Annotated in this window: 21 protein-coding genes; 1 reads left to right on the forward strand and 20 read right to left on the reverse strand. The window is 63.4% G+C overall.

What is annotated here, in order from left to right; genetic code table 11:
• Nucleotides 1-738: 738 nt before the first annotated feature.
• The 20 genes from GQ39_RS13630 to GQ39_RS13725 all read right to left on the reverse strand — a co-directional run bounded on the left by GQ39_RS13630 (nt 739) and on the right by GQ39_RS13725 (nt 23,129).
• Nucleotides 739-1,602 (reverse strand): CsgG/HfaB family protein, encoded by an 864-nt coding sequence (locus GQ39_RS13630; RefSeq protein WP_047530657.1) that lies wholly within the window; start codon nt 1,600-1,602, stop codon nt 739-741.
• Between the two features lie 31 nt (nt 1,603-1,633).
• Entirely contained in the window at nt 1,634-2,053 is a 420-nt protein-coding gene (locus GQ39_RS13635) for a curli assembly protein CsgF (protein WP_047530660.1), read from the reverse strand.
• Nucleotides 2,050-2,439, reverse strand: a complete 390-nt coding sequence (gene csgE / locus GQ39_RS13640; RefSeq protein ID WP_047530662.1) for a curli production assembly/transport protein CsgE — start codon at nt 2,437-2,439, stop codon at nt 2,050-2,052. Before csgE ends, GQ39_RS13635 begins: the two co-directional genes overlap by 4 nt.
• Nucleotides 2,436-2,975, reverse strand: coding sequence for a type II secretion system protein (locus GQ39_RS13645; protein ID WP_047530665.1), 540 nt, complete (start codon nt 2,973-2,975; stop codon nt 2,436-2,438). Before GQ39_RS13645 ends, csgE begins: the two co-directional genes overlap by 4 nt.
• Complete coding sequence (locus GQ39_RS13650) at nt 2,950-3,324, reverse strand: type II secretion system protein (RefSeq protein WP_047530667.1); 375 nt, start codon at nt 3,322-3,324, stop codon at nt 2,950-2,952. Before GQ39_RS13650 ends, GQ39_RS13645 begins: the two co-directional genes overlap by 26 nt.
• Nucleotides 3,325-3,328: 4 nt before the next feature.
• A complete protein-coding gene (locus GQ39_RS13655; RefSeq protein ID WP_047530670.1) occupies nt 3,329-3,802 on the reverse strand; it encodes a type II secretion system protein in 474 nt (157 codons plus the stop codon).
• 2 nt (nt 3,803-3,804) lie between these two features.
• On the reverse strand, nt 3,805-5,640 hold the full coding sequence (locus GQ39_RS13660; RefSeq protein WP_047530673.1) for a secretin N-terminal domain-containing protein: 1,836 nt from the start codon (nt 5,638-5,640) through the stop codon (nt 3,805-3,807).
• Nucleotides 5,637-6,155: a hypothetical protein gene (locus GQ39_RS13665; protein ID WP_047530677.1), complete on the reverse strand. Its 519-nt coding sequence runs from the start codon at nt 6,153-6,155 to the stop codon at nt 5,637-5,639. Before GQ39_RS13665 ends, GQ39_RS13660 begins: the two co-directional genes overlap by 4 nt.
• Nucleotides 6,155-6,703 (reverse strand): GspMb/PilO family protein, encoded by a 549-nt coding sequence (locus GQ39_RS13670; protein ID WP_047530679.1) that lies wholly within the window; start codon nt 6,701-6,703, stop codon nt 6,155-6,157. The genes GQ39_RS13665 and GQ39_RS13670 overlap by 1 nt, the downstream gene beginning before the upstream one ends.
• Entirely contained in the window at nt 6,690-7,235 is a 546-nt protein-coding gene (locus tag GQ39_RS13675) for a PilN domain-containing protein (RefSeq protein ID WP_047530681.1), read from the reverse strand. The genes GQ39_RS13670 and GQ39_RS13675 overlap by 14 nt, the downstream gene beginning before the upstream one ends.
• Nucleotide 7,236: 1 nt before the next feature.
• Nucleotides 7,237-8,040, reverse strand: a complete 804-nt coding sequence (locus tag GQ39_RS13680; protein ID WP_047530683.1) for a hypothetical protein — start codon at nt 8,038-8,040, stop codon at nt 7,237-7,239.
• Nucleotides 8,021-9,727 carry a GspE/PulE family protein gene (locus GQ39_RS13685; protein ID WP_047530686.1) on the reverse strand — a complete coding sequence of 569 codons (1,707 nt, stop codon included), beginning with the start codon at nt 9,725-9,727 and terminating at the stop codon, nt 8,021-8,023. Before GQ39_RS13685 ends, GQ39_RS13680 begins: the two co-directional genes overlap by 20 nt.
• An 84-nt stretch (nt 9,728-9,811) precedes the next feature.
• Nucleotides 9,812-10,345 carry a response regulator gene (locus GQ39_RS13690; RefSeq protein WP_047530689.1) on the reverse strand — a complete coding sequence of 178 codons (534 nt, stop codon included), beginning with the start codon at nt 10,343-10,345 and terminating at the stop codon, nt 9,812-9,814.
• 223 nt (nt 10,346-10,568) lie between these two features.
• Entirely contained in the window at nt 10,569-11,522 is a 954-nt protein-coding gene (locus GQ39_RS13695) for a peptidylprolyl isomerase (RefSeq protein ID WP_047530692.1), read from the reverse strand.
• Between the two features lie 13 nt (nt 11,523-11,535).
• A complete protein-coding gene (locus tag GQ39_RS13700; RefSeq protein ID WP_047530695.1) occupies nt 11,536-13,086 on the reverse strand; it encodes an ABC transporter substrate-binding protein in 1,551 nt (516 codons plus the stop codon).
• 9 nt (nt 13,087-13,095) lie between these two features.
• Complete coding sequence (locus tag GQ39_RS13705; protein WP_047530698.1) at nt 13,096-13,722, reverse strand: SCO family protein; 627 nt, start codon at nt 13,720-13,722, stop codon at nt 13,096-13,098.
• Nucleotides 13,719-14,375, reverse strand: a complete 657-nt coding sequence (locus GQ39_RS13710) for an SCO family protein (protein ID WP_047530701.1) — start codon at nt 14,373-14,375, stop codon at nt 13,719-13,721. Before GQ39_RS13710 ends, GQ39_RS13705 begins: the two co-directional genes overlap by 4 nt.
• Nucleotides 14,376-14,388: 13 nt before the next feature.
• Nucleotides 14,389-16,341 carry a YncE family protein gene (locus GQ39_RS13715; RefSeq protein ID WP_047530704.1) on the reverse strand — a complete coding sequence of 651 codons (1,953 nt, stop codon included), beginning with the start codon at nt 16,339-16,341 and terminating at the stop codon, nt 14,389-14,391.
• A gap of 153 nt (nt 16,342-16,494) precedes the next feature.
• Entirely contained in the window at nt 16,495-22,314 is a 5,820-nt protein-coding gene (mnxG, locus tag GQ39_RS13720) for a manganese-oxidizing multicopper oxidase MnxG (protein ID WP_047530706.1), read from the reverse strand.
• Between the two features lie 206 nt (nt 22,315-22,520).
• Nucleotides 22,521-23,129, reverse strand: a complete 609-nt coding sequence (locus tag GQ39_RS13725) for a transglycosylase SLT domain-containing protein (protein WP_047530709.1) — start codon at nt 23,127-23,129, stop codon at nt 22,521-22,523.
• Between the two features lie 206 nt (nt 23,130-23,335).
• Here GQ39_RS13725 and gspG point away from each other — a divergent pair, with 206 nt between their 5' ends.
• Nucleotides 23,336-23,770 (forward strand): type II secretion system major pseudopilin GspG, encoded by a 435-nt coding sequence (gene gspG, locus GQ39_RS13730; RefSeq protein ID WP_047530712.1) that lies wholly within the window; start codon nt 23,336-23,338, stop codon nt 23,768-23,770.
• The last annotated feature ends 13 nt before the right edge of the window (nt 23,771-23,783 follow it).

A 23,783-nucleotide genomic window follows, 5' to 3' on the forward strand; every position in this document is an offset into this window, starting at 1 on the left:
TTGACCGGACGTTCATCGCGAGCAGGCTCGCTCCTACATTGGATAGGTTGCACCTGCGGGTGATTGGTCGGCTGTCAGGCCGCCATCGCTGGCAAGCCAGCTCCCACAGTGGATCGGGCTACACCTGCGGGTGATTGGTCGGCTATAAGGCCGCCATCGCTGGCAAGCCAGCTCCCACAGAGGATTGGGTACAACTGCGGGTGATTGGTCGGCTATAAGGCCGCCATCGCTGCGATGCGGCGCCCCGACAAGCCAGCTCCCACAGAAAAACACGACCGCGTACACCCTCCTGCTCCTCACCACTCATCAGGCCGAGCGTTAGCTCGCCTGCAGCTTTTGATCTTGATCCACCCGCCCCTTCGGGAGGCTGAGTGGAGGTGTTCATCCGGGGAGTGGCGCGCAGCGCCGTTCGACGCAGTCGAACACGCTGCATGTAGGTTGAAGCGAAGCCAACCGGAGGGCAGTGTCCCCGGATGGATACCGCAGCGAAGGAACGCCGAGCCCTAGCGAGGGGCCGGACGCTCGGGGCGAGACCTTTTGGTTCCTTTTGTGGCGTTTGACAAAAGGGACTCGCCGTAAGGGCGAAACCCTAAGCCGCCGTTACCGCAGCAACGGATATGTACGCGGTCAACAACACACAGGTCGGCTGTCAGGCCGCCTTCGCTGCGATGCGGCGCCCCGACAAGCCAGCACCTACAGGGGAACAAGAAACATGAGCGGCCCAAAGACCACCCACCCTCACTCCCCCTGCCCCTCAGGATCCACCTTGTTCTGAGTCAAGTAACGATCCAGCGTCGCATTATTGTCCGGCGAATTATCCCCGGCCACCTGCCACAAACGCCGCTCGATGCCCTGGGCCAACAAATGCCCCACCGCCGCCTCGATCGCCGACAACACACACAACTGCGCCGGTTCGTTGGTGGTGTAACCGACTTCAGCCTCAAGCAATTTCTTGAATTCGATGAACTTGAACACCCCGGCACTGCGGCCCACGGAGTAGATGGTCTTGCTGGTCATCACGTTGGCCAGCACCTGACCGCTGCGCACGTCCACCGCCCGCAGGTTGACCGTGACCTGATCCACGCGATACTCCCGGGAAATGTCGATGCCCAGGTAGCGCGCCCCTTCCCCGCCACTCTTCACGTTGGTGTCATAGGCGATGATGCCGCCCTCGAGCATCATGTTCGCCGCTTGCAGCGGCGGCAGTTCACCCTGGATGTTCACCGGGGTATTGGGTTTCTTTTGCGAGGCCCGGATGATCTTGCGCTCGGTCAGCAGGTTCTGCAGCCCTTCACGCTCCAGCACCACGAACCAGCCGCTGGCCTGCAGGGCGTCCATCAGCATGCTCGCCGCGCCCTGGGTCACGCTGGTGGAGAAGGAACTGGCGGGCGTCGGTTTGTACTGCCCGGTCTGATCGCGGAAACCATAGACGACCGCCATCAAGCGGCCCTTGGGCCGTGGCATGTTCAACAGATCGTAGTAGGTCGAGGCCCTGGGGGTCAGGGTCGGGGTTTCGGTGTCCTGCTCGGCGCCGATCGGCTCGCGCAGACCGCAGCCTTGAAGCGCCGCCAACAGCATCCCCAGCACAATTATTTTTTTCATGTCCGTTACTCCCCGTCGTCCCAAATCCCCATCAAGGGGCCAGGCCATTGACCTTGATTTCCGACAGTTCGCCCGTCGCGCGGTCCGTCACTTCAATCGTCAGCTGCCCTGAGTCGTCGACGACATTGACGATGAAGGCATCGGTGGACAGGCTTCCCGTATTGCCGGCAGAGATGTTGTCCAGCAGTTGCCCCAGCAACCTCGATTGCAATTGACTGCTGAACCGCTCCAGGGCCGATGTCCCGGCCACGGTGGTGCGATCCTTCAAGTCCGGGTCGTCGTAGTCGTTTTGCGCCTGCGCGTTGTTGAGCAGCCAGGTGCCATTCAACGGGTTGCCGCCAAACGACGGGTTGATCGGCGTGTAGACCAGTTCGGTGGCCTGAACCAGCCCACAACTTCCCAGCCCGAGCAACCAGAGCCCCAGGTGCCGCGAGACCGTTTTCGTTTTCATAGTTCGTCCCTCTCAAGGTCCGTGGTGTCCTGCAACAAGGCTTCCAGCTTGCGCTGGACAACCTGCCCGCGTACCCAGTCGGCGGCGTCATAGGCCTCGTCCTTGAGCTCCACGGTGTTCGGCGGCAGGAAGCGCCGATAAACCAGACGCTGTTGATATTCCACGGTCACCAGGCTGCCCCAGCGAGCCGATGGCCGTTCGCGTACCACCAGGTTGAAATCCATCGGGCTGGTGGCGCGCAGGCGTTCACTGAACGCGTAGTAAAACTCGTGGCCGATGTGCGAGATCGTGTCGTCGATGATGAAGCCGAGCATTTCGTCCTCTTCGCCGGCCGAGGCGACACAGCTGCTCAGCACCAGGATCAAGGCCAGGCAGAAACGCTTCATGGCTGCAACGCCTGAGGGGTTTTGCTCTGGCCCTTGGCCGGGCCGGACGCACCATCGAGAAAGGCCTTCTCGGCCACGAACTGCCAGTCCTTGTAGCTGGCCATGCCGTTGAAGTCCGACCACTGGCTGGGAAAGTCCGCCTGTTTGAGCGGTTTGTCCGTGGAAGAACTGGCGATACCGGTGATACGGCCGTCGAAGCCGCGCATCAGGAACCAGTCGCCACCGCCAATCGGGTCCGGATAAAGCTGGCGCAGATGATGTTTGGCGTTGGGAAACCGCTCGTCCTGCAGCAGGTCGGCGAGTTCTTTCGGGTACTGGGCCAGGCCTGGCGAACTGCGGTAATAGCTGCGCAGTGCCTGGGCGTACTGGGTGCCGACCCACAGCAACTGGCGTTCGCGATCGCGGCGCGAGGCGGTGGCCCACAACTCGCCGGCGCTGGCCAGGCCCATGCCCATCACCATGATCAGCAGCAGCACACCCAGGTAGGTGAAACCGCCCTGCGCAGCAGGCTTACCACTCGGAATAGAGGCTGCCATCACGCGCCCTCCCGGTGGCTCCGCTCTTGATATCAGCCACCCCGCCCTGAACGCCATCCGGCGGCGCCACCAGGACCCAAGCGTCCTTGCGTTCGGCGATCGGGTCCATTGGCTGGTTGCGCAAGTAGCGCTGCTCGACCATTTGCTCGATGGAATCGGGATAACGCCCGGTATCGCCATAGTAGTGATCGAGGGCTTCACGCATGGCCGACAGGCTTTGGCGCAAGGTGGTCTCTTTCGAGGCTTCGAGGCTGTTGAAATAACGCGGCAAGGCGATGGTCATCAGGGTCGCGATGATTGCCATGACCACCATCAATTCGAGCAGGGTGAAACCCTTTTCCCGGCGCATAGATTCACCACTCCCGGTAGGCGATGCCATTGAGACCCTTGCCCCGGGCCCTGGAGTAAACGTCAAAGACGTCCGCGCCCTCCCGTGGGTTTTGAGCCGTGCTGTCATAGGCGCGCAACCCCCAGCCACCGTCGTCGTCACGCTTGGCCGGAGCCAACGGATCGTGGGGCACGCGCCGCAGGAAATAGAACTTGGCCCCCTTGGCGCTGCGCACATCCCGCACACCCTCCACCAGCACTTTCAAGTTCGGCGGGTAGCCGCTGCTGTCGAGGGATTTTTCGATGTAACCGGCGTCGAAAGCCCGTTTGTAGGCGTCGATCGCATCGCGGATCTGGTACAGCGCGGTGCGCAGTTCCTGCTCCTTGCCCCGGCGCACCACGGTCTCGGTCAGCGGCGCAGCCAGGCCGGCCAGGAGGCCGACCAGGGCGAGCGTCACCACGACTTCGATCAGGGTAAAACCGCGTTGCGAGGCGTTCATGATCAAGGCTTCCCGACGCTGACTTCAACGTTGGTGGAGGCCACCGGCCGATCGAGGCGCTGAGGCTGGACTGACGATTCCAGCTCACGATTCGGCGCCTGGATGTGCATGCTGGTTTCGGTGCCGGTGGTGAATTCCATGTCCGACGGGCTCTGGTACGGCAGGTTGCGCACCACCCGTGGGGTGATCGACAGCACCAGTTCGGATTTGCCGACGGTGTCCTTGTTACTGCCGAACAGGCGACCCAGACCCGGGATATCGCCAAGCCCCGGGATTTTGTTGCCGGTGGCGCCATGGTCGTTGCGCATCAGGCCGGCGAGGATCTGGGTTTCACCATCATGCAGGCGCAGGGTGGTCTGGGCGTTGCGGGTATCGACCTGCACCGGAATCGTGCCCTGGCGGGTCGGCTCCAGCGGCGTGGCGTTACTGACTTCCAGGGCGATTTTGATCGCCACTTCGTTGTTCAGGTGCACGGTAGGCTGCACTTCCAGTTTCAGACCGACATCCAGGTACGTCACGCTTTCGGTGATCACCGGGCCCTGGGTCGACGGCACCGAAGTGGCGCTGATGATCGGTACGCGCTGACCGATGTGGATGCGCGCCTGTTCACGGTTGCTGACGCGGATCACCGGGCTCGCCAGGGTATTGATGTCGTTGTCCTGGGCGTTGATCTTGGCCTGCGGCGACGGCGAGATGCTGATCCGGCTGGAATCGATGCCCTTGAGCTGATCGAGCAGCGTGACCGCCGAACCGTCGCTATTGACCACGCCGAAGGTGTTCGGCCATTGCAGGCCGAGGTCGAGAATGCGCTGGGTGGCGACTTCCATGACTTCCACTTCCAGCACCACTTCAGGGTTGGACTGGTCTTGGGATTGCAGGAGTTTTTCCGTCATGCGGATGGCATCGCCGGTGTCGCGCATGGTCAGGGTGTTGAGCCGTTCATCGACGAACACGTCGCGGGTCTTGAGCATGGTCTTGACCATGTTCAAGGCCGTGTTGGCATCGATACTGGTCAGGTAAAAGGTGCGCATCACCAGCTCCTGATAATCCTTGAGCTTCTGCGGCGAATCCGGGTAGATCAGCAGGGTGTTTTCGTTCACCACTTTCTGATGCAACTGGTTCTGTTGCAGCAGCAGTTCCACCGCGTCTTCGATGCGCACGTCACGCACGAAGATGGTGGCTTTCATGTCCGGGCGCAGGTCTTTGTCGAAAATGAAATTCAGACCGGCGACCTGGGACAGCACCTCGAAGATGGTCTTGAGGTTGGCGTCGCGAAACTCCAGGGTGACGGGCTTGTCCAGGCGCGTGCGCAGTTGCGGATAGGGAATCACATTGCGGCTCTGCACCAGGCGCACATTGCTTTGCAGTTCCAGGGCGCCCTCATTGTTCGGGTCCAGTTCGAGGATCTGTTTGACCTGACGGTCGGCGGCGTAGATGTCGCCGCGACGCAGATCCCCACGGGCCAGCTCGAGTTTTTCATCGAGGCTGCGCAGGTGATCGAGCTGGCGTATGGCGTCCTGGGCCCGGCGGTTGTTCGGCTCGATGGACAACACCCGGCCGTAGGTCAGGCGGGCCGAGGCGAAGTCGCGCTGGGTGCGGCTCATGTCGGCCTGGCTCAGCAGCGCTGTCACCGCACGGGCCCGCCCGCTGGTCAGCGCCAGGTGCAATTCGGTATCGCGGGGATTTTCGCGCAGGCCTTCCTGGATCCGCGCCAGGCCGGCTTCGTACTGACCCGACGCCATCAGGTCGCTCCCCTCGTCCCTGGCCAGTTGCGCCGAGCTGCACGCGGCCAGCCCCGCACAGAAACCCAAGCTCATCAGCAATCGGAATGTGTTCATTGCGCGCTCCCCACAGACAGAGTCTGGGACAAATGCAGAGGCAGATAGACCAGGCTCAGTTCCATGTCGGAAATCCCCTCGATCTTCCCTGTTGCGTCGATCACATCCCCTTTGCGCACGACGTAGATTTTCTCGCCGCTCTGCAAAAACACCTGCAGATCGGTACGGTCATCCATGCGGCCAATGAACTGGAAAGGCATCGGCGGTGCAGTGGGGACCTGCACCACCGGTGCGACGTTGACGGCTTGTTCGGTGACGCTGGCCAGGGTCGGCGCAACCTTCCAGCTGCGGGGGGCGAACAGGTCGCCGGCCGGGCTCAGGTCCTTGATCGCCGCCGGCGCGCCCGAGGCTGACGCGGCCGCCAGCTCGCCACGGGTTTTGCCTTTGGCGGGCGTGGCCACTGCCGCGACATCGGCCTCGCCGTCGCCGGCCTGTTTCAAGTAGTCGGGCAACCAGGCCAGCGCCGCCGCCACACCGAAGAACGCTACCCAGCCCATTGCGCGTTTGCTGTTCATCATGACCTCGACAGGTAAAGGGTCATGCGGATCCGCCCGGTCAGGTCGGTGTCGGCGATCTTCTTGCGCTGCAACTCCACGTCCTCCAGCACCACCGCCGGCAACTGGCCGAGCAAGGCGTGCAGGAAGCGCCGCAGTTGCGGGTAGCTGCCCCGCACCGGCAGCAGGATCTGGTAGCGCGCCAGGTGGGTTTTCGGATCGATGCCCAGGGAATACTCACCACGAGCCAGGGTGATGCGTTCCTGGGCGGCCAGCGCATAGATCTTGTCGATGGCCACGGTGGCCTGGGGCTGGGTCGGCAACTTGCTGCGGAAATCATCCAGTTGCCGTTGCGGCACCACCGGCGCGGCCACGGTGCCTTCTTCGACTTTGGCCAGGTATTCGCGGGCTTCGCGGGTCTGCTGACTGAGCTGTTGCACGGACTGCCAGTCGGGCAGCAAACCGGCCAGGCCATAGGTGAGCGCCAGCACCAGCATCGCCAGCCCCGCCAGACCGGGCACGCCCAGGCTTTGCAGGTACTCGTGGACGATCAATCTAGGGATTTGCATCGCCAATCTCCCAGGTAGCCGACAAGTTGAATTGCACCGGGTGCTCCGGCACGCTGGCGACGATTTCGTGGCTGAGCAGCGACACATCGGACAGCTCGTCGCTGGCTTCGAGGCGGCGGTGGAAGTCGAGCATGGCGTCCAGATCCCGCGCCTCGGCGCTGATCCGCAGCTGGCCTTTGCGGGCATCCGGGGTCAGGGTCAGCAAGGCAATGTTGTCGCGGGGCATGGCTTCGAGCGTGGCGAACAACTGCTCCCAGGGGCGGCGCAATTGCTGGGACACCTTGCGCATTTCGGCCAGGTTCTGTGCCTGTTCCCGGGTTTCCGCCGGGGTCAGGCTGGCCTTGCTGCCCGTGTCGCCGGTGAGCACGCGCTGGGCGGTTTGCAGGTGACCTTGCTGTTGTTCGGCCTCCGCGCTGAGGTGTTGCTGGACCACGACGCAGGTCAGCACCAGCACCACACCACCGGCCAGCAGGCTCCAGCCCAGGGGGCTGGCGCGGCGACGCGGTTGAAAGTCGAGCATCAGGGCGCGCATGTCAGGCCACCGCCCGGGACATGACGTACAGGCAATCGTGTACGGATGTCCGGTCTTCTTCGAGGGTGCGCAGGTGCACACCGGGAACGTCGGGGTGCGAGTCGATGCGGGCCGGCGCATGCAGGTACACGCTCAGCGGCCGTTCACTGGTGGAGGCCTGCAACTGGCTTTCGCGACCGATCAGGGCGGTCAACGCAGCATCGCTGTCACTGCTGCCCACCGAACGCACCGCCGCCCAGCGCCCTTCGCGCGCCAGCAGCAACACACTGCGCACTGGTTCGGCGACCACGAACAGGAAGTCTGCGCCGTCGAAGCTCTTGTCGAAATGATTGAACGCAGCCATCAGGTACGGCTGCACTGAACGCAGTTTCAGGCCGCGACCGCTTACCAGCGTGCGCAGGCGTTCGAGCAAGTCCTGCGGCAGCGCACTGGCGACGCGGTCGTAGCCGGCCGGTTCGGCCGAGAGCACCAGGCTCCAGGGTTGGCTCGGTACGCCGTAGAGGTCTTCGAAGCACAGTTGGGCAAACCCGCGCAGTTCTTCGGGGCTGCTGATCTGATCGCTCCAGGGCACCAGGCAGAAACGGCTGAAATGCCCGGAGACCACCACCGTCAACTCCGCACCGGCGCGGGCATGCTCGCCCAGCAGCCGGTCGAGGGTTTCCAGGGCCACGGCCCAGGCATGGAAACCTTCATCGATGAAGCCGACGCTGCCCAGCCACAGGGTTTCGCTGCCCTGACGCCGACCCAGGCCGACACCACTGGCGCCGAGGACGGCGACATAACGCTCACGAGATAAAAGTGACACGATTGATCTCCTCGAGAGTGGTCCGGCCGTGTTGCACCAGTTCCAGCGCCGACTCGCGCAGCAGGCGCAAGCCACGTTTGCAGGCGTGGGCCTTGATTTTCGAAATGGGTTGGCGCTCGACGATCATTTGCCGCAGTTCGTCGTCCAGGTGCAGCAGCTCGGCAATCGCGCTGCGGCCGCGGTAGCCGGTGCCACGGCAATGGCCGCAGCCCTTGCCATGCACGAAGTGGTAGTGAGCGACCTGGTGCGGATCGAGCCCCGAGGTTTGCAGTTCCTCTTCAGTCGGGGTGTACGTCGTGCTGCAGCTGCTGCAGACCAGGCGAATCAGTCGCTGGGCCAGTACTGCGTTGAGGGCGCTGACCAGGCTGTAGGGGTCGATTTCCATCTGAGTGAAGCGACCGATCACGTCGAACACGTTGTTGGCGTGAATGGTGGTGAACACCAGGTGCCCGGTGAGTGCCGATTGCACGGCGATCTGCGCGGTATCAGGGTCGCGGATTTCCCCGACCATGATCTTGTCCGGATCGTGGCGCAGGATCGAGCGCAGGCCCCGGGCGAAGGTCAGGCCTTTTTTCTCGTTGACCGGGATTTGCAGCACGCCCGGCAGTTGATATTCCACCGGGTCTTCAATGGTGATGATCTTGTCCACGCCGTGGTTGATCTCGGTGATCATCGCGTACAGCGTGGTGGTCTTGCCGCTACCGGTGGGGCCGGTGACCAGCACCATGCCGTAGGGTTCGGCCGCCAGCCGGCGCAGTTGGCGCAGGGTTTCGTCTTCAAAGCCCAGGGCTTGCAACTGCACACCGCAGACCTTGTCCGCCAGGTCCTGTTTGTCGAGCACCCGCAGCACCGCGTCCTCGCCGAAAATGCTCGGCATGATCGACACCCGGAAGTCGATCTGCCGGCCGCTGATGCCGATCTTGAAGCGACCGTCCTGAGGCACGCGCTTTTCGCCGATGTCCAGTTCGGCCATGACCTTGACCCGGGAAATCACCTGTTCGGCGAACTCGTTGCCCTGGATCTTGCTGATGTTGTTCAGCACGCCATCGATCCGGTACTTGATCACCAGGCCGCTGCCGGTGGTGCCCAGGTGGATGTCGCTGGCGTGCATTTTCAGCGCGTCGTACAGGGTCGAGTTGACCAGTTTGACGACGACACTCGAATCTTCGCTGATGCTGGTCAGGGACAGGCTTTGCAGGTTATCGATCTCGCTGCCGGCGTCGCTCTGGGCGTTGAGTGACTCCACGGCGTGGAAGCTCTCTTCGTGGCGTGCCAAGTAGGCTTTCAGGTCGTCGGCGTGCACAAGGTACAGCGGCGCGCCGTGCAGGCAATCGTCGATCCAGGCCAGACGGGCGGTGTCGAAGGGGTCCGCAAACACACCGATGACCGCATCGTCGTGACGCAGCAGGGTGAATTCACGCTTGAGGCATTGGGCCAGGGTGACCCGGTCGAATACCGGGGTGGCTTGAAACAGGCTGTCGGTATCGAGCACCGGGTAATGCAGGGTCGCGCCGAGGCACTGGATGAAGGGCATGGGGGCCAGTTCGCAAAGCTCCCCGAGGGCATCCAGCATCCGTTCACCGGAACTGGCGGCCAGCGCTCGTGCCTGGGCTAATTGCTCACTGGAAAAACGGCTGGGTAAACACTCCGACGGCGACGGCTCGACAACAAGGGATAGACGGTCCATGGCTTGCTCTCCAACGCCCGGGGCTTTGAGCCCTGTCGGCGCGGCGAGCTGGTTCGGCGGGGGCCGGAACGTCTTGTCGCGCCACTACTCCCCGGTGAGCAATTGTTCGTCGTCTGGCGCCATGGAGGCCGATGAACTTCGTCGGCGATCGGCAAGCACCCAGCTACCGTCGTACAACTGCAGCGGGAAACTTTCGGTCCTGCTCTGGCGTCGTTCGACGAATCCTTCGGAATCCTTCACACCTGCTTTGGGTTCGCGCTTCATCCCCAGAAGATCACAGACTGCACGGGCCAATTCCGCCAAAGGAAAGGGTTTGAACAGGATGTGGCTGACGCCCAGTTGCCGGGCCCGCTCGCAAACTTCTGCGGTGGGGTGGCCTGTGATCAGCACAAAATGACACTTCCTGTTCTGGCGGACGGCATCGAGCACCTCAAAACCTTCCATATCGGGCAAGCGGTAATCGAACACCATCACATCGGGTGAAAAGCGTTCGGCTTCGCCAATCGCCGCTTCACCGTTGTGTGCTATCCGGACTTCCAGCGCTTGTGCCTGCAGGTAGCCCTGGAGGTTTTCCGCAAGCAGCTGTTCGTCTTCAACAACCAGTACTTTGTTTAACAAGGTGGACTCCTTGAAACCGCAGGGCCGATTACCGAACCTGGTGGAGTGCGCGCCTTCAACAGGTCTAACGCACACTTCATGCCAGGCCGGGCGCCGGTCGTTTTATCGCTTCATGTCCTTGAATTTAAAAACAATGCCTTTTCGTCCACTTACCGTTCCCCCCAAAAACGGGGGAACCCGAACGGATTTGCATTGAATCGTTTCCCCACTTTTGGGGAAAAGCTCAATCATCGTCAACCCGTTCGATCCGATGACTGGATCGCAGCTGCGCCAGTGCCTGTAGACGAGCCTGAACCTGTTTCTGCCGGGCAAGGTACGCCCGGACCATGTCAAGTCCTTGCTCCTCTGTGACATCGGCGGCCTCCACTCGGTTCTCCAGATAGATCAAATGCCAACCCACTGCCGTGCGCACCGGGTCGCTGACGGCTCCCGGCGCCAGGGCAAAGGCTGTCGCTTCGAACTCCGGCAGCATTCGCCCCCGGGGAAAGTAGCCCAGTTCGCCGCCCTCGCTGGCCGAGGCGTCTTCAGACCCCTCCCTGGCGACACTGGAAAAATCGGCACCTTGCGTGATTCGGGTACGCATACCTTCCAAGCGTAGTCTTGCGGCTTCAACAGTGGAAGCATCCGCTCCCTGAGGCACCTTGATCAGGATATGCCTGACCTGAACTTCCTCGGGCCGGTTCATCTCGGCGCGGTGCTCCTCGAAAAATGCCCGTACCTGTTTTTCATCCGGCTCGCCGACTTGGGTCAGGTCGGCGAACACTTGCTGAGCCGCCAGTTCACGGCGGGTGTATTCGGCATAGCTGGCCTCATCGAAACCGGCGTCTTCCAGGCGCCGGGCGAACACCTCGGCACCACCGAAGGCCTGGCGGGTCTTCTCGACCTGGCTTTGCACCGTGGCATCGCTGATCACCACCCCGCGCTTGAGCGCCTCCTGCCAGAGCAGTTCCTTGTCAATCAAGGCATCCAGCGCCGCCTTGCGCAGCTGCTTGTAAGCCTTGGGATTGCGAATATTGCCCACCGAGCGCCCCTGATCCTCCAGGTACTCGGCGAAATAACGCTCCAGTCGCAGTTGGGAAATTTCCTCGCCATTGACCCGCGCCACGGCCGGACCGTTGCTGCAGTATGCCGCTGGCACCCACAGCGCCCACAGAACCAGCAAAGTGTTGAGTTTCATCTAGGGCCTCCGGTCAAGGCATCGCGGCAATCGGTTTGTAAGGGGCAACCAGGAAAAAACGCTGGTCAGGCAAGTCCACGGTGACGATGTGCGCGCCACTGAGGCCCTGGCGCCGACCCGGCCCGAAACTGATCAGCGGGGTCAGCCCGGTATCGAAGTCATGCAGGCCTTCCAGGGCCTCGATCAGTTTTTCGCGGCTGGCGTCACGCCCGGCCTGCTTCATGCCTTCGCTCAAGAGCATCATCGAGCTGAACGCACCGACTTGCAGAACCGCATGCTCGCCGCCCAGTTTCTGTCGCTCGCGCACCTGGGTCAGCGCCAGGCGCCCGGCCCGCGTCCAGTCGCTGGGCACGAACGGATAGGCCAGGAATACCCGACGGGAAAAGCCGCTGGGCACTTGCAGCAAATCACCCGCCACCTGATTCGAAGCGGCGAACAGGTAAGGCACCTGGCCCGCCGTCTGCAAGCGCTCGGCGAGGAGACTGAAACCGCCGCTGCTGCCCATGTAAAACACCGAACGCGAACCCAACGGCAACTCATCCTGCGTCGCTCCATAGGCTTGCAGGCGCACTTTCTCCCAGGCGTTGTCTTGCAGGTACTGGGCGAGTTTCTCTGCGGCCAGCCGTTGACCGGGCTCGTCCGGGTAGGCGATCAACGTCGGCCCCTGCAGCACCCGCAAGGTGGCGGTGGCGTAATTGGCCAGTGCAATCATTTGTTCGCGCAGCCCCGGCAGCGGCTCGAAGATCTCTCGACTGGCCTGGGTCGTGCCTTGCAACGACAGCGGCCCGATCAGGGGCACACCGGCCTGCTCCAGGCGTGCTGCCATGTCCGCTTCCAGCGCTGGCGCCAGCGGTGCGATCAGCGCGAACACCTGCTCCTTGTCGATCAACTGGTCCAGCGCGCGCACGGCGCTGGCGCGGTCGGGGCCGGGATCGAGGATGGTCAGGCGCAACTGCCGACCATGAATCCCGCCCGCCTCATTGATGCGCGCCACGCAACCGTTGAGCACCGCCGCCACCGTGGCGCCCTCCTCGCTCAGCGCGCCCGTGCCCGGTAACAAGGTGCCCAGGTGCAGACTGTCAGCGTCGAGGCCCGGATCACGGTCATCGGCCAGGCGCTTGAGGTACGCCGTGAGGTTGTGCTGATCCTTCATCGACAACACGAACCTGGGCATCGCCGGGTCGAGTCGATTGTTGCCGGGATCGCGCCCCTCCTGAATCGCCCTGGCCAGCGTGCCCTCGGTGTAGGCCGGGTAACTGCGCCCGTTGATTTGCTGCTGGCCATAGGTGCTGGAGAGCCGCGTCCAGGTCAGATCCGGCGGCCGCACGCCGCCTTCGGGACGGCCGATGCCATCGCGGCCATGGCAATTGACACACGGCAGGCTGGTGGCCGGCAGCAACATGCCAGCCGCTCCGACCCGGGCCATGATCGGCTCGCCACGGGCCGAAACGCCCTCCCGGTACAGCCGTTTACCGGCGCTTTCGCTGGGGGTCAGCGTCATCGCCTGGGCGCTCAGGCTGATGCCAGACACCATGAGCAGGCCGAGGAAGAGGGCTTTTTTCATGGCCCGGACTCAGCGACCGACCACAGGCATTGTCAGCAACTGCAAGCGCTGGGCAATGGCGGCGGCGGGTGCATCGGGCCGGATTTTGCTCCAGCGCTTATTGGCCACGTCGCCGACGATCAACTGCGTGGAGTGCTGCTCGGGGGTCGGCACGATCTGGCCGATGCGCCCCAGGACAAGGTCCATCTGCGCCTTGTCGCCGGTAAGGAAAAGCCAGTGGGGGCCATCGACGCCCTGCTTCAAGGTGTAAGCCTTGAGTACCGCCGGGGTGTCCCGCAGCGGATCACTGGTAAGGGAAATAAAGGTGATGCCGTCCGCCTTGTCGCCCAGCACTTCGCGTACTTCCTTGAGCTTCTGGGTGATCAGCGGGCAGGCGTCGGTGCAGCTGGTGAAAATCACGTTGAGCAGCACCACCCGGTTCTGCAGCGCGTCGCTGTAGAAGCGCAGGGTGTTGCCGTTCTGGTCCTGCAACGGGGTGTCGGTGAACCAGGTTTTTGCGTCGCGGGTGCCGCCCGCCGGGTGTGCCGTGGTTGCAGCAGATGCCGGTGCCGGTTCTTGATGGCCTTCGTGGGCGAAGGCCAGCGCACTGAACAGGCAAAGGCAGGCACTCAGGGCTATGCGCTCGAGGGTTCTCATGGCTGATTCTCCATGGCAACGGCCGTGTGCTTGGCGTGGGCATTGCGCTGGCCGCTGAGTTTCTCGACTTCACGACTCAGCACCGCCGGGTCGGTGAAACCGTAATAACGCGTCCAGTGACGGCTGTTGCCATCGCCGACCAGAATCAGCGGCGCATGGTTCTTGAAGTCGCCGCTGAAGGTGCCCAGGCCCTTGAGGGTTTCGTTGACCGACTGCGTGGTGCCGGTCAGCCAGCTCCAGCCCGGGCCGTTCTGGAAAGTCCGGGCATAGTCGTTCAGGCGCTTGGCGTCATCGCGCTGCGGGTCGATGCTGATCGACACCAGTTGCACCTCGGTACCGACCCGTGCGCCGAGCTGTTTCTGCACCTTGCCCATGATCGAAGACACCACCGGGCAGACCGTGGTGCAGCTGGTGTAGATGAAGCTCATGACCACGATCTTGTTGCTGACCAGGTCTTTTTCCAGGCGGACGGTTTTGCCGTTCTGGTCCACCAGCGCCACGTCGGCGAATTTGACTTGGGTGCTCTCGGGGGTGGCGCTCTTGGCCTGCATGTCGTGACCGGCATGTTCATCCGCCGAGTGGGCCAGCGCCTGGCCGATGCCGACAGCCAACAGGCAGAAGGTCAGCAGGCCACGGTGTGCAAATCGGTTCATGTCGATGTCCTCTTCAATGAGTTTCGCCGGGGGTCACCCGAACACTGGCAAAGGTCTGGTCGCCGAAATTCGCCCCCAGTGACGCCGCCCGCACGTGCAGGTACCAGGCGCCTTGTCGATTGAGGTTGACCGGGGCTTCATACACCCCGTTGCCGACTTCCAGGGCCGCGACCTCCCGAGGCCGTGAAGTCGGGGCCAGGAAGTAACGCACCTGAACATCCTTCAGCCCACTGCGCTCGGTTTTCTGCTTGCCCTGGACGATGCGAAAACGCACGACATAGGGGTTGCCCAACGTGGCGGTGGAAGTGTCGAGCATGAACTCCACGCTCGGCACGCCAGCATGAGGCTCGAGGTCCTTGTCGGCCTCGACCACGGTGGTGAAGCAATGAATGATATTCGGCTGATTGAGCAGGAACGCCACGTCGAAGCGCCCGGCCGGCGGCAGCTTGATCCGCGCGCTGTACAACCCCGGCTCGACTTCGCGCAGGCTGCGGTCGATCACCAGCGCCGCCCGCGCCACTTGCCCTCGATTGGGGTAACCGGACATCGGGGCGTTCATGCCTTCGGCGTAGAAGTAGGTGGTGTTGTCCACCGGGTTGACCACGAACACCGCGTTGTCGTCCCGCGACACCGCCAGGCTCGCGGCCAATGGCAGGTCCCCGGCCAGTCGCGGCGCCTGGGGCCCGGCTTCGAAGCCTTGGCTGATGGGGGTGCGGCCTTCGCCGAGTGACGCCAGGTTGATCATCGTCACCTTGGGCGACGCCAGTCCGCGGATATAGGCGTAGGCCTTGGTGAACACCACCTGATAGGGCTCGGCGGACACGTCCAGTTCATGGATCAACGAGTCGGTGGCGGCGTCGATGACCGCCGCCTGGTTCTCCAGGGTATTGAGCACGATGCCGAAACGCCCGTCGGCGCTGAACCCCATCGGGCCGAGGCCCTGCCTGGCCTTGATCACCCGCCGCACCGACTGGCTCGCCGCGTCCACCACCGTAACCGTGCCGTCCTTGCCGTCGGCCACATAGGCCGCGCCGGACAGTGGCGAGTACACCACCGACAACGGGTGCGAGCCGGTCTTGAGTTGTTTGATGATGGTCAGGCTGGCGATATCGATGATGCTCAGGGTGCCGTCGTCGCGATTGGTGACGAAGGCGAAACGGCTGTCCTTGCTGAAGGCAATTTCGTGATGGCCGCCCCCGGTCGCCAGGTGCTTGAGGGTTTTCAGGCTGTGGGTGTCGATCACCGTGACCCCGGACCGCTGCGCTGTCTGTGCGTTGTTGCCGACCCACAGCAGGCGTTCGTCCGGTTGCAGCGCGACACGTACCGGGTTTGTGCCGGCCGCCACCGAATCCACCAATTTGAATTGCTCGCTGTCGATCACCGCGACTTCACCCGCCGTCGGCATCGACACGAACACCCGCTTGTTGTCCCTGGGGGTGACCCAGTCCATCGGCGGTTGCTTGATGTCGATCCGCGCCAGGGTGCTGGTAATGCCACCCACCGACACCGACGGATCGACCACCGAGACGCTGGCATCGCGGTTCATCACCATGAGGAAGTAGCTGTTGAGATCGAGCAAGGGCCGCGCGCCGATGCTCGACTTGAGGAACACCCCGACCCGCGCCTTGCAACTCTGTTCGCGGCCCTGGGCCTGGTCGGCGGCAAGGGTTTGCGGGTCCAGCCAGGCGCCCGGCGCAACGCCCGCCAAGGGTTGGCCGGAAGCCTTATCGGTAATGCGGAACTGCACGTCGGCGAACTGCCCTTCGCGCAATACGCCGTCCGCGGCCAGCGGCTTGACGTCGAGCGCCACCGACACGCCGTCACGCTCCAGCGACTGTCCGCTGCGGGGATCGGGCAACGCAACGTCGCTGAGCAAGGCCGCAGGTGACATACGCCATACTCCGAGGCAGATCAGCGCCACGCCGACAATCAACGCGCCGCTGGCGATTTTGATGGTCCTGTTCATACCCACACTCCCCTTCAGATCTGTGTCTGCCTCATCACCCCCTGTGGGAGCGAGCCTGCTCGCGAAGAGGCCAGCACATCCAACATTCATGTGTCTGACACTCCGCCATCGCGAGCAGGCTCGCTCCCACAGGTGTTGCGTTGTTTCCCGGGCTTACGGCGCCGGTGCCGGCTCCGGTTCGTTGGTCACCCGCAGCAATCCCCACAACCCGGCGGTGTTGCCATAGGCGCCGTAATCGCGGAACAGGTAATCACCCGGTATCGCGTTGCTGCCCCCGGCACTCGGGTGCATGAAGCTGAAATGCGCCGCCGGCAGGATGCTTTCGTGGGCGCCGACGTACATCGACATCGGGTTGTAGCCAAACCGCACCGAACCCACGCCAGGCGTGCCCATCGGGTAGCCACCGGTGTCGCTCTTCTCGGGCTGGAACGGGTTGACCGACCAGACGTGACCATCGAGCTGGAAGGTGGTGCCGCGACTGCCGCCGGTCGGCATCAGGATGTGCGTGCGGAACGGTTGCCCCGGTTTGACGTACAGCACCGGCGTCTGCGGATCGCCGCCCACCAACGCGTTGCTGAAAGCCATGTGCGCGTTCTGCACATCGCCATAGCCATGACCGTCGGCGTGGCCGAACGGCGCATCCGGGGCGAGACCGAAGCGGTACCACATCGGCTCTGTCTTGAAGTTGATGGCCATGCTGGAGTTGTCCTGCGGGTCGGTCGGCACGCCCGCCTCCGAGGCAATGCCTTCCACCGGACGACCAGTGGCCCAGCGCATGTTCAAGGCCTTCTGCCAGACCATGGCAAAGTCGCGATAGGGGGTTTGCCCCGGCGCGGTGACGGTCGCATTGACCTTGCGGGTGTCTTCCGTCCAGGTGGCGCCCACCGGCAGGATGCTCATCGCTGCGCCCAGGCCTTTTTGCGGCTGCTTGATCACGTCTGCCGGCGTGATATTCAGCCCGCCGAACTCCACCGCCGTGGCGTTGATGTTGTCGACACTGCGGCCCAGTTGGGTGATCGGCTTGCCTTCACGCTCCAGGTGCCCGGCGTAGTACTGATAGGTACGGGTCGGGTACGGTCCGGTGTTGCCCACCCGTGGCGGCACGGTCTGGATCGGGTTGGTGCCGACGTTGGTGCCGTCGGATTTGGTGATGTCGTAAGCCAGCAATTGCGCATGCAGGCCCACGGTGCTCGATGGCCGCAGCAGGTTATTGCTGAAGGTGGTCGAGCCCTCGCCGGCGTTGCGGTCACGCTTGACCATGCCCATCACGGTGGCCATCTGGGGCAGGTCCGGCATCACGCTGGGCAGACGGTTTTCCAGGGTGATGTTGATGCAGTCACCGGCCGCCGCACGCAGTACAAGCGGTTCCACCGGCACGCCAGGTTTGAGTTTGCCGGTGACCGGATCGAGGTCGGCCTTGCGCACATAGAGGATCGCGGTCGGGTCATGCAACGGCCCGCTTTGCCCGCCGATGGTGAAGGTCAGACCGTCTTCAGGGTCGGTCACGGTGACTTGTGGAATGCTCACCGCCCGCGAGTTGAAGACCAGGGTGCCACCGGCCGGATTCAACGGCCCGCCGACGTGTTGCCCAAGTCCCGCCGAGTCGCCGATGGCCAGCCCCAGGGGGTTGCCGAGGATGTCGTTGGCCAGGGCCGCGACCACTTCATAGTTGCGTTGCGGGGTCGGCCGGGTGCCGATGCCGTTGGGGTTGGCGCCGATCCGTGGACAGGTGCCATCGAAGGCCACGGTGTTGCGCATGCCGGCCGGTTTCGGGTTGTTTGGCAGCGCGAACAGGTCGTTGCGCTGGGCCGTGTAGTTGCGCATCACACCCCAGATGCCGCTCCAGTAACCTTCCAGCGAGGCGTCCATCGAATACAGGTAGTCACCGGTGGTGGCCGCCGAACTGGAGAGCATCGAGACCGGCGCAATGAAGCCCATCTGCTCGGAGATCCCGATCATTTGCGACGCGCGCCAGCCGGAGTTGGAGCTGTTGCCGAAACCGGAACCGCTTTGCAGCCACTTCACGCCGTGCAGGGTGACGTTGTGCTCCTCTTCGTGACCGCCGGCATGCACCCGCAGCCGCACGTTGTCGCCGGTGTAGGTGCGCAGCATCGGGGTGAACGGATCGCCCGGTTCCGCGCCGCCCTTGTTGATGTGCGGCGGGAACAGGGTGGTGCCGCCGGTGGGACCGGTGGCCGCGCTGATCAGGTTCGGCGCCAGGTTCATCGCCGGGATCGCACGGTCGGTACGGCTTTGCATGGCGTATGCCAGGTCGCCGCCCAGGCCATCGGCCTGCATGCCGCGCTTGCCGTCCGGGCCGACCTTGTTCGGGTCGTACACCCGCAGCGCCAGCGGTTCGTTGCGGTAATTGACCACGAACATGCCGGGGTCATCGACCGAAATCGCTTGCGGGCAAGGCCGGCTCGGGCAGCCCGGCATCAGGCCGCCGCGGGCTTCGACCACTTGCTCAAGCAGGGTCTCGGCTTCCTTGCGCACCGGCGGATTGATCGCGTAGCGGAAGCTGTCGGCGGTGGCCGGGAAGCGTTGCGCGTCAGGAATGCCATTGGGACCTGCGCCCACGTACACCCCCGCTTCATAGGCGTGCTGGAAGTCGCTGTATTCGAGGAAGAACTCACGGAAGCTGTCGTTCTTGCCGTCACCGTCCAGGTCGCCGGTGGAGATCACCGCTTGCCACGACGTCGGCCCGCCGTCCTGCCGCGCGCCGCTGTACAACGGCTCGCCGGTTTCGGCGTGGAACCAGGTGGAACCGGCCGGTTCGGCCAGCACGGTGGCGTACAGGCCAATCTGTTGGTGCGTCGATGGGCCGAGGTGGTCATGGGTGAAGATGGTGCCCAGGCCACGGTCGACACCCTTGGTGTTCACCACCGGATCGACGAACCAGCGTTGCATCGCCGTGCGCGCGCCGACCCAGTCGGCCCGACCATACTGACCGAAGAACGGATGTGCCTTGGCTTTCGGGCACGCGGCCGTGCCGTCGCGCGGATCGGTGCCTTCGCATTGGTTGAACTGGCGAATGGCGTGGATGCGTTCTTGCACGGCACCCGGTGAAAGGACGCCGTCTTCGTAGTTCCAGCCGTTGGCCGAACCGTCGGCCGCCGTCAGGTCCCATTTCGGCAGGTGGATGTGCTGGCCGATCACGTCGGTCGGTGTGCGCACCTGATAGTCGTCCATCTCATAGATGGCCGGTACCAGGTTGGTTTGCTGGTACTGCACGCAATCGAAGGTGTTCATGCGCATCACCAGTGGCTCTGGCGGACGCTGCTTGGTGATCACCGGCCAGGCGTCTTCCCACAGCGCGAGAATGCGCGCCTGCGGGAAGTGGTAGCCGACTTTGTTGTACACCGCGTCGAACTGAATGTTCGCCGCCTTGTAGATGCGCGGACGGTCGGCGGTGAAGGTCGAGGCACCGCTGAACGACATGCCGTCGATCCGTTCGCCGCTGTTGAACTCACCGCTGCCGGCACTGCTGGTCAGGCGCTTGGCCCGATCATCCATGCAGGGTTCGTAGTACGGTGCGCCCGCCATCGGCAGCGCGCCGTTGGTGCGGAAGTTGCGCGCCACCACCTGGTTGCCCGGCAGCACGGCGAAACTGGGGTGTTCTTTTTTGGCGTGGAACGCCATGGCTGCCTGTTCGACTTCGGTGCCTTCTTCGGGCAGGTACAGCGGCTTGGCGCGGGTCACTTCCTTGGAGAAATCCAGGGATGTGGTCACCGTGTGCGCCTCGCCGCCAGAGGCGAAACCGTCCAGCGAGTGACGCCCCAGGCCACCATCCCAGCCACCGGACTGCGCCGGATCGAGGTTGGCCCACAAGGCATTGCCACTCGATTTCAAGGCCTGGGCCTTGGCGGCGTCGAGCATGTCCAGCGGTGGGGTCGGCGGGCGTTGGCCGACCGAACTTTCCATACCGCCGATCCAGAAGGGATAGCCGGGGTTTTTCAGGCTGCCGTCGGCATTGCGGTTGGCTTCGCTGCGATCCACCAGCGCCAGCGAACCAATCGCCTGGCCCACCCCGTTGCCGCCATGATGCCCGCTGTCATCGTCGCCCTCTTCATCGTCGTCATCGTCATTGGCGGCCACCAGGGACTCGCTGATTTTCGGTACGACCGCGACTTTGCCCGGCATCGGCGCCATGGCTTTGCCAGGCAGCGGTACCACCGCCGGAATCGGCGTGCCGGCCACAATCTCACCGTCCGGCAGGGCCCGTGCACCCGCCGCCGGTTTACCGCTGCGCAGGGCATAGGGTTCGCTGTGGTAACCGTCGGCGCCCTGTTGCGAGACTTCGAGTTTGGTGCCTTCTTCAAAGACGTCATGGACCCGCCACATGCTCCACATGCCTTGGGCGAAGTGCGGGTAGAAGTGGCAGTGATAAATCGCATCGCCCGCTACCCGGTTACGGTTGCCCGAACCGCCGTTGGCGATTTCATAGGTGTAACCGGCGCCCGGCCCGATGCCCTGGGCGTCCACGTAGTCGGAGTTGTCGTCGTTGGGGTTGAACAGCCACTGATGCCCGTGCAGGTGGAAGATGTGCTGCTCATGGCCGTTGTGGGTGTTGCGGAATTTGACGAAGTCGCCGATGTAGCTGTGGTTGACGTTGGACGGCTCGGACGGATACAGCGCCATGGTCGCCTTGACCCCGACCTGATCGGCCCTGGGCACTTCACCGGGACGAATGTTTTCCAGCCCGGCGTTGGCCGGTACGTCCACCAGCATCGCCACGTCGCCGACGGTATGGGAGCTGAGGAAGAATTCTTCATAGGCACACGACAGGCAATCGTGCATCGGCCCCACGCCCAGTCGGTTGGCCACGACCTCGGCGCCCATGCCGCCGGAACCGTAGTTGATCATGAAGCCATCGCGGGTCGGCTCCAGCACGTGGGCCATGACCGGGTCGGCCCAGTAGCCTGGAAACGCCTGGGTCGCGGCGGTTTCATCCTGGAACTGCGAAGCGAAGTCGCGGAAAGGCTCCAGACGATTGGGCAGCGCCGGGTTGCGTTTGCCCATGGATTCCAGCGGATAGGTCGAGGGCGGGAAGCTGCCGTCGGCGTTGCTGCCCATGACAATGGCGTCGCTTTCGCTGGAGATGATTTCGTTGCCGTCGACCATGTTGATGATCGGCGTGCCGGCCTTGCCTTCACCTATCCAGGGCTGGCGCTGCGGGTAGCGCGCCTGGTAATCGACGATCGGCTGGCCGGCCGGGGTGCGCCCGGTGGTGGCCAGGCGCATCTCTTCTTCGGTCACGGTGTTGCGGTAGGTGCGACCGCCCTTGGGCACCACCACCACTTCGCCGAACAGCCCGTTGGCCACGTTGCCGGCCGCCCCTTCGCCACCGAAGGTCGCGCCACGGCTGCTGGCGGCGAATGCACCTTCACGCTCGGCATACAAGGTGTAGCTGCGCGTGGCACCGGGCGGAATCAAGGTATTGGCGTTGCGTCCGGTAAACGAAGCGATGTCATCGATGCTGTTGACCGCTTGCATGCCGTTGACCTGGAAACCGACATGGCGGTCAGTGACCTGTTCATCGACCTTGAAGGCATTCTCGTTGCCGACTTCGACTTCGCCCTCCACTCCGCCATTTTCGTGCGAACCGGGGTTGGCCTGATAGGCCAGGAGGTTCTGCAGGTTGATGGTCAGGCAGTCGCCGGCAGCGACCCGCAATACCAGCGGACGCGGACGCTTGTCGGGGCGCAGCGACACCTTGCCCGGCACCGCGGCGCCGCCCTGAGCCAGGGATATCTCATGATCATCGACCACATCGCGACGCAGGGCGAACATCATGCCGTTAACGTTTTGCGCACCGAGGCGGTTGAACATCAGCGGCTGATCCAGCGCCACGACGTTGGCCACCAGATTGCGCTCACAGCGCGCAGCCGCTTCGGCCAACTCGACGCCGAACATCGAGGCCGCCAGCAGCAACAAATGAAAGACGGATGGAACGTGGAAAATGCCGGTCATGATCAAGGGCCTCGCTGTGGGTGCTCACAGGGAATAATTCTCGACAACTCCGTTGAGCAATCTGCATGCCATAAAAATTACGTTTACTTTTCATACGGTTACGATTGGCACTTGATACATCGGGGGATAATTCCCCACTTATTCCCCACTTTTTCGCCGGGGCCACCATGCCCCAATGTTGGGGAAAACCACCCCACGGCTTACGTTCACAGCGGGGCGTCGGCCGACAAGCCCTGCAAACGCCGGTACTGGCGCAGCACGCTGGGCACATAACGCTGGGTTTCGGCGAACGGCGGGATCACGCCGCCACGGCTAAGCACCGCTTGCGGCCCGGCGTTGTAGGCGGCCACGGCGAGGGCGATGTCGTTGTCGAACAGGGTCATCAGCCGCTTGAGATAACGGGCGCCGCCCTGGATGTTGGCCTTGGGGTCGTAGACGTCGGTCACGCCCATCTCGCGGGCCGTGTCGGGCATCAACTGCATCAAGCCACCGGCCCCCTTGGCGGACACCGCACTGGGGTTGTAGGCCGACTCGGTCTTGATCACCGCGTGTAACAGCGCGGCCGGCAACTGGTTGGCCGTGGCCGCCGCCGACACCAGCTCGGCGTAGGGTTGCGCGGCAATCATCTGCGGCTGTTGATCGAGGCTGACCACCGCCGCCGCGGGCTCGTGAATGACCCGTTCATAGTGCCGGCCGGGGCGGTGGACGTTGGACAGGACGAAGTTGCCGTTGGCATCCGTGGACACGAACACATCGGCTTGAGCGACGCCCGCCAGCAGCAGACAGCCGAGCATTCCCGTGGTGAGTGTTTTCATTGTTATGCCTCCCCTGCCCGGCCCCGAAAATTGGGGGTTATGCCCCAATGGCCAGTCGTGAATCAGCCATACGCAAGCACTGTGCCGAAAGCGCAGAAGCCCGTGGCACGCGGGTTACAGGGAGACGCCCAAGCCTTGACCAACCCTTTGCATGGCAATTGCATAAGGCCCTGATGCGACCCTTCTGCCGACTGTGTGAGGTCATCATGAATCAGCGACTGTGTTTCGCCCCGCGTGCCCAACGCGGCTTCACTCTGCTCGAACTGCTGGTGGTGCTGGTGGTGCTGGGGTTGTTGGCCGGCATCGTCGCGCCGAAATATTTCGCTCAGTTGGGCCGTTCCGAAGTGAAGGTGGCCAAGGCGCAAATTGAAGGACTGGGCAAGGCCCTGGACCTTTACCGCCTGGAGGTCGGCCATTACCCGTCGACCGAACAGGGTTTGCAGGCGCTGGTCACCGCGCCCAGTGACGAACCCCACTGGACCGGTCCGTACTTGCAGAAAAAGCTGCCTCAGGACCCTTGGGGCCGTAACTACACCTACCGCTACCCTGGCGAAAACGGCGAGTACGACCTGCTGTCCATGGGCAAGGACGGGCAACCCGGCGGCGAAGGCGAGAACGCTGAAGTCACCAGTTGGCAGTGACGGACATGGCCAC

The sequence above is a fragment of the Pseudomonas sp. 11/12A genome, assembly GCF_000800055.1.
GTDB classification, from domain to species: domain Bacteria; phylum Pseudomonadota; class Gammaproteobacteria; order Pseudomonadales; family Pseudomonadaceae; genus Aquipseudomonas; species Aquipseudomonas mohnii.

Bases quoted from the DNA above. Each gene is read 5' to 3' on its own strand.
- GQ39_RS13630 (WP_047530657.1), bottom strand. From the start codon at position 1,602: ATGAAAAAAATAATTGTGCTGGGGATGCTGTTGGCGGCGCTTCAAGGC.
- GQ39_RS13635 (WP_047530660.1), bottom strand. From the start codon at position 2,053: ATGAAAACGAAAACGGTCTCGCGGCACCTGGGGCTCTGGTTGCTCGGG.
- csgE (WP_047530662.1), bottom strand. From the start codon at position 2,439: ATGAAGCGTTTCTGCCTGGCCTTGATCCTGGTGCTGAGCAGCTGTGTC.
- GQ39_RS13645 (WP_047530665.1), bottom strand. From the start codon at position 2,975: ATGGCAGCCTCTATTCCGAGTGGTAAGCCTGCTGCGCAGGGCGGTTTC.
- GQ39_RS13650 (WP_047530667.1), bottom strand. From the start codon at position 3,324: ATGCGCCGGGAAAAGGGTTTCACCCTGCTCGAATTGATGGTGGTCATG.
- GQ39_RS13655 (WP_047530670.1), bottom strand. From the start codon at position 3,802: ATGAACGCCTCGCAACGCGGTTTTACCCTGATCGAAGTCGTGGTGACG.
- GQ39_RS13660 (WP_047530673.1), bottom strand. From the start codon at position 5,640: ATGAACACATTCCGATTGCTGATGAGCTTGGGTTTCTGTGCGGGGCTG.
- GQ39_RS13665 (WP_047530677.1), bottom strand. From the start codon at position 6,155: ATGAACAGCAAACGCGCAATGGGCTGGGTAGCGTTCTTCGGTGTGGCG.
- GQ39_RS13670 (WP_047530679.1), bottom strand. From the start codon at position 6,703: ATGCAAATCCCTAGATTGATCGTCCACGAGTACCTGCAAAGCCTGGGC.
- GQ39_RS13675 (WP_047530681.1), bottom strand. From the start codon at position 7,235: ATGCGCGCCCTGATGCTCGACTTTCAACCGCGTCGCCGCGCCAGCCCC.
- GQ39_RS13685 (WP_047530686.1), bottom strand. From the start codon at position 9,727: ATGGACCGTCTATCCCTTGTTGTCGAGCCGTCGCCGTCGGAGTGTTTA.
- GQ39_RS13695 (WP_047530692.1), bottom strand. From the start codon at position 11,522: ATGAAACTCAACACTTTGCTGGTTCTGTGGGCGCTGTGGGTGCCAGCG.
- GQ39_RS13700 (WP_047530695.1), bottom strand. From the start codon at position 13,086: ATGAAAAAAGCCCTCTTCCTCGGCCTGCTCATGGTGTCTGGCATCAGC.
- GQ39_RS13705 (WP_047530698.1), bottom strand. From the start codon at position 13,722: ATGAGAACCCTCGAGCGCATAGCCCTGAGTGCCTGCCTTTGCCTGTTC.
- GQ39_RS13710 (WP_047530701.1), bottom strand. From the start codon at position 14,375: ATGAACCGATTTGCACACCGTGGCCTGCTGACCTTCTGCCTGTTGGCT.
- GQ39_RS13715 (WP_047530704.1), bottom strand. From the start codon at position 16,341: ATGAACAGGACCATCAAAATCGCCAGCGGCGCGTTGATTGTCGGCGTG.
- mnxG (WP_047530706.1), bottom strand. From the start codon at position 22,314: ATGACCGGCATTTTCCACGTTCCATCCGTCTTTCATTTGTTGCTGCTG.
- GQ39_RS13725 (WP_047530709.1), bottom strand. From the start codon at position 23,129: ATGAAAACACTCACCACGGGAATGCTCGGCTGTCTGCTGCTGGCGGGC.
- gspG (WP_047530712.1), top strand. From the start codon at position 23,336: ATGAATCAGCGACTGTGTTTCGCCCCGCGTGCCCAACGCGGCTTCACT.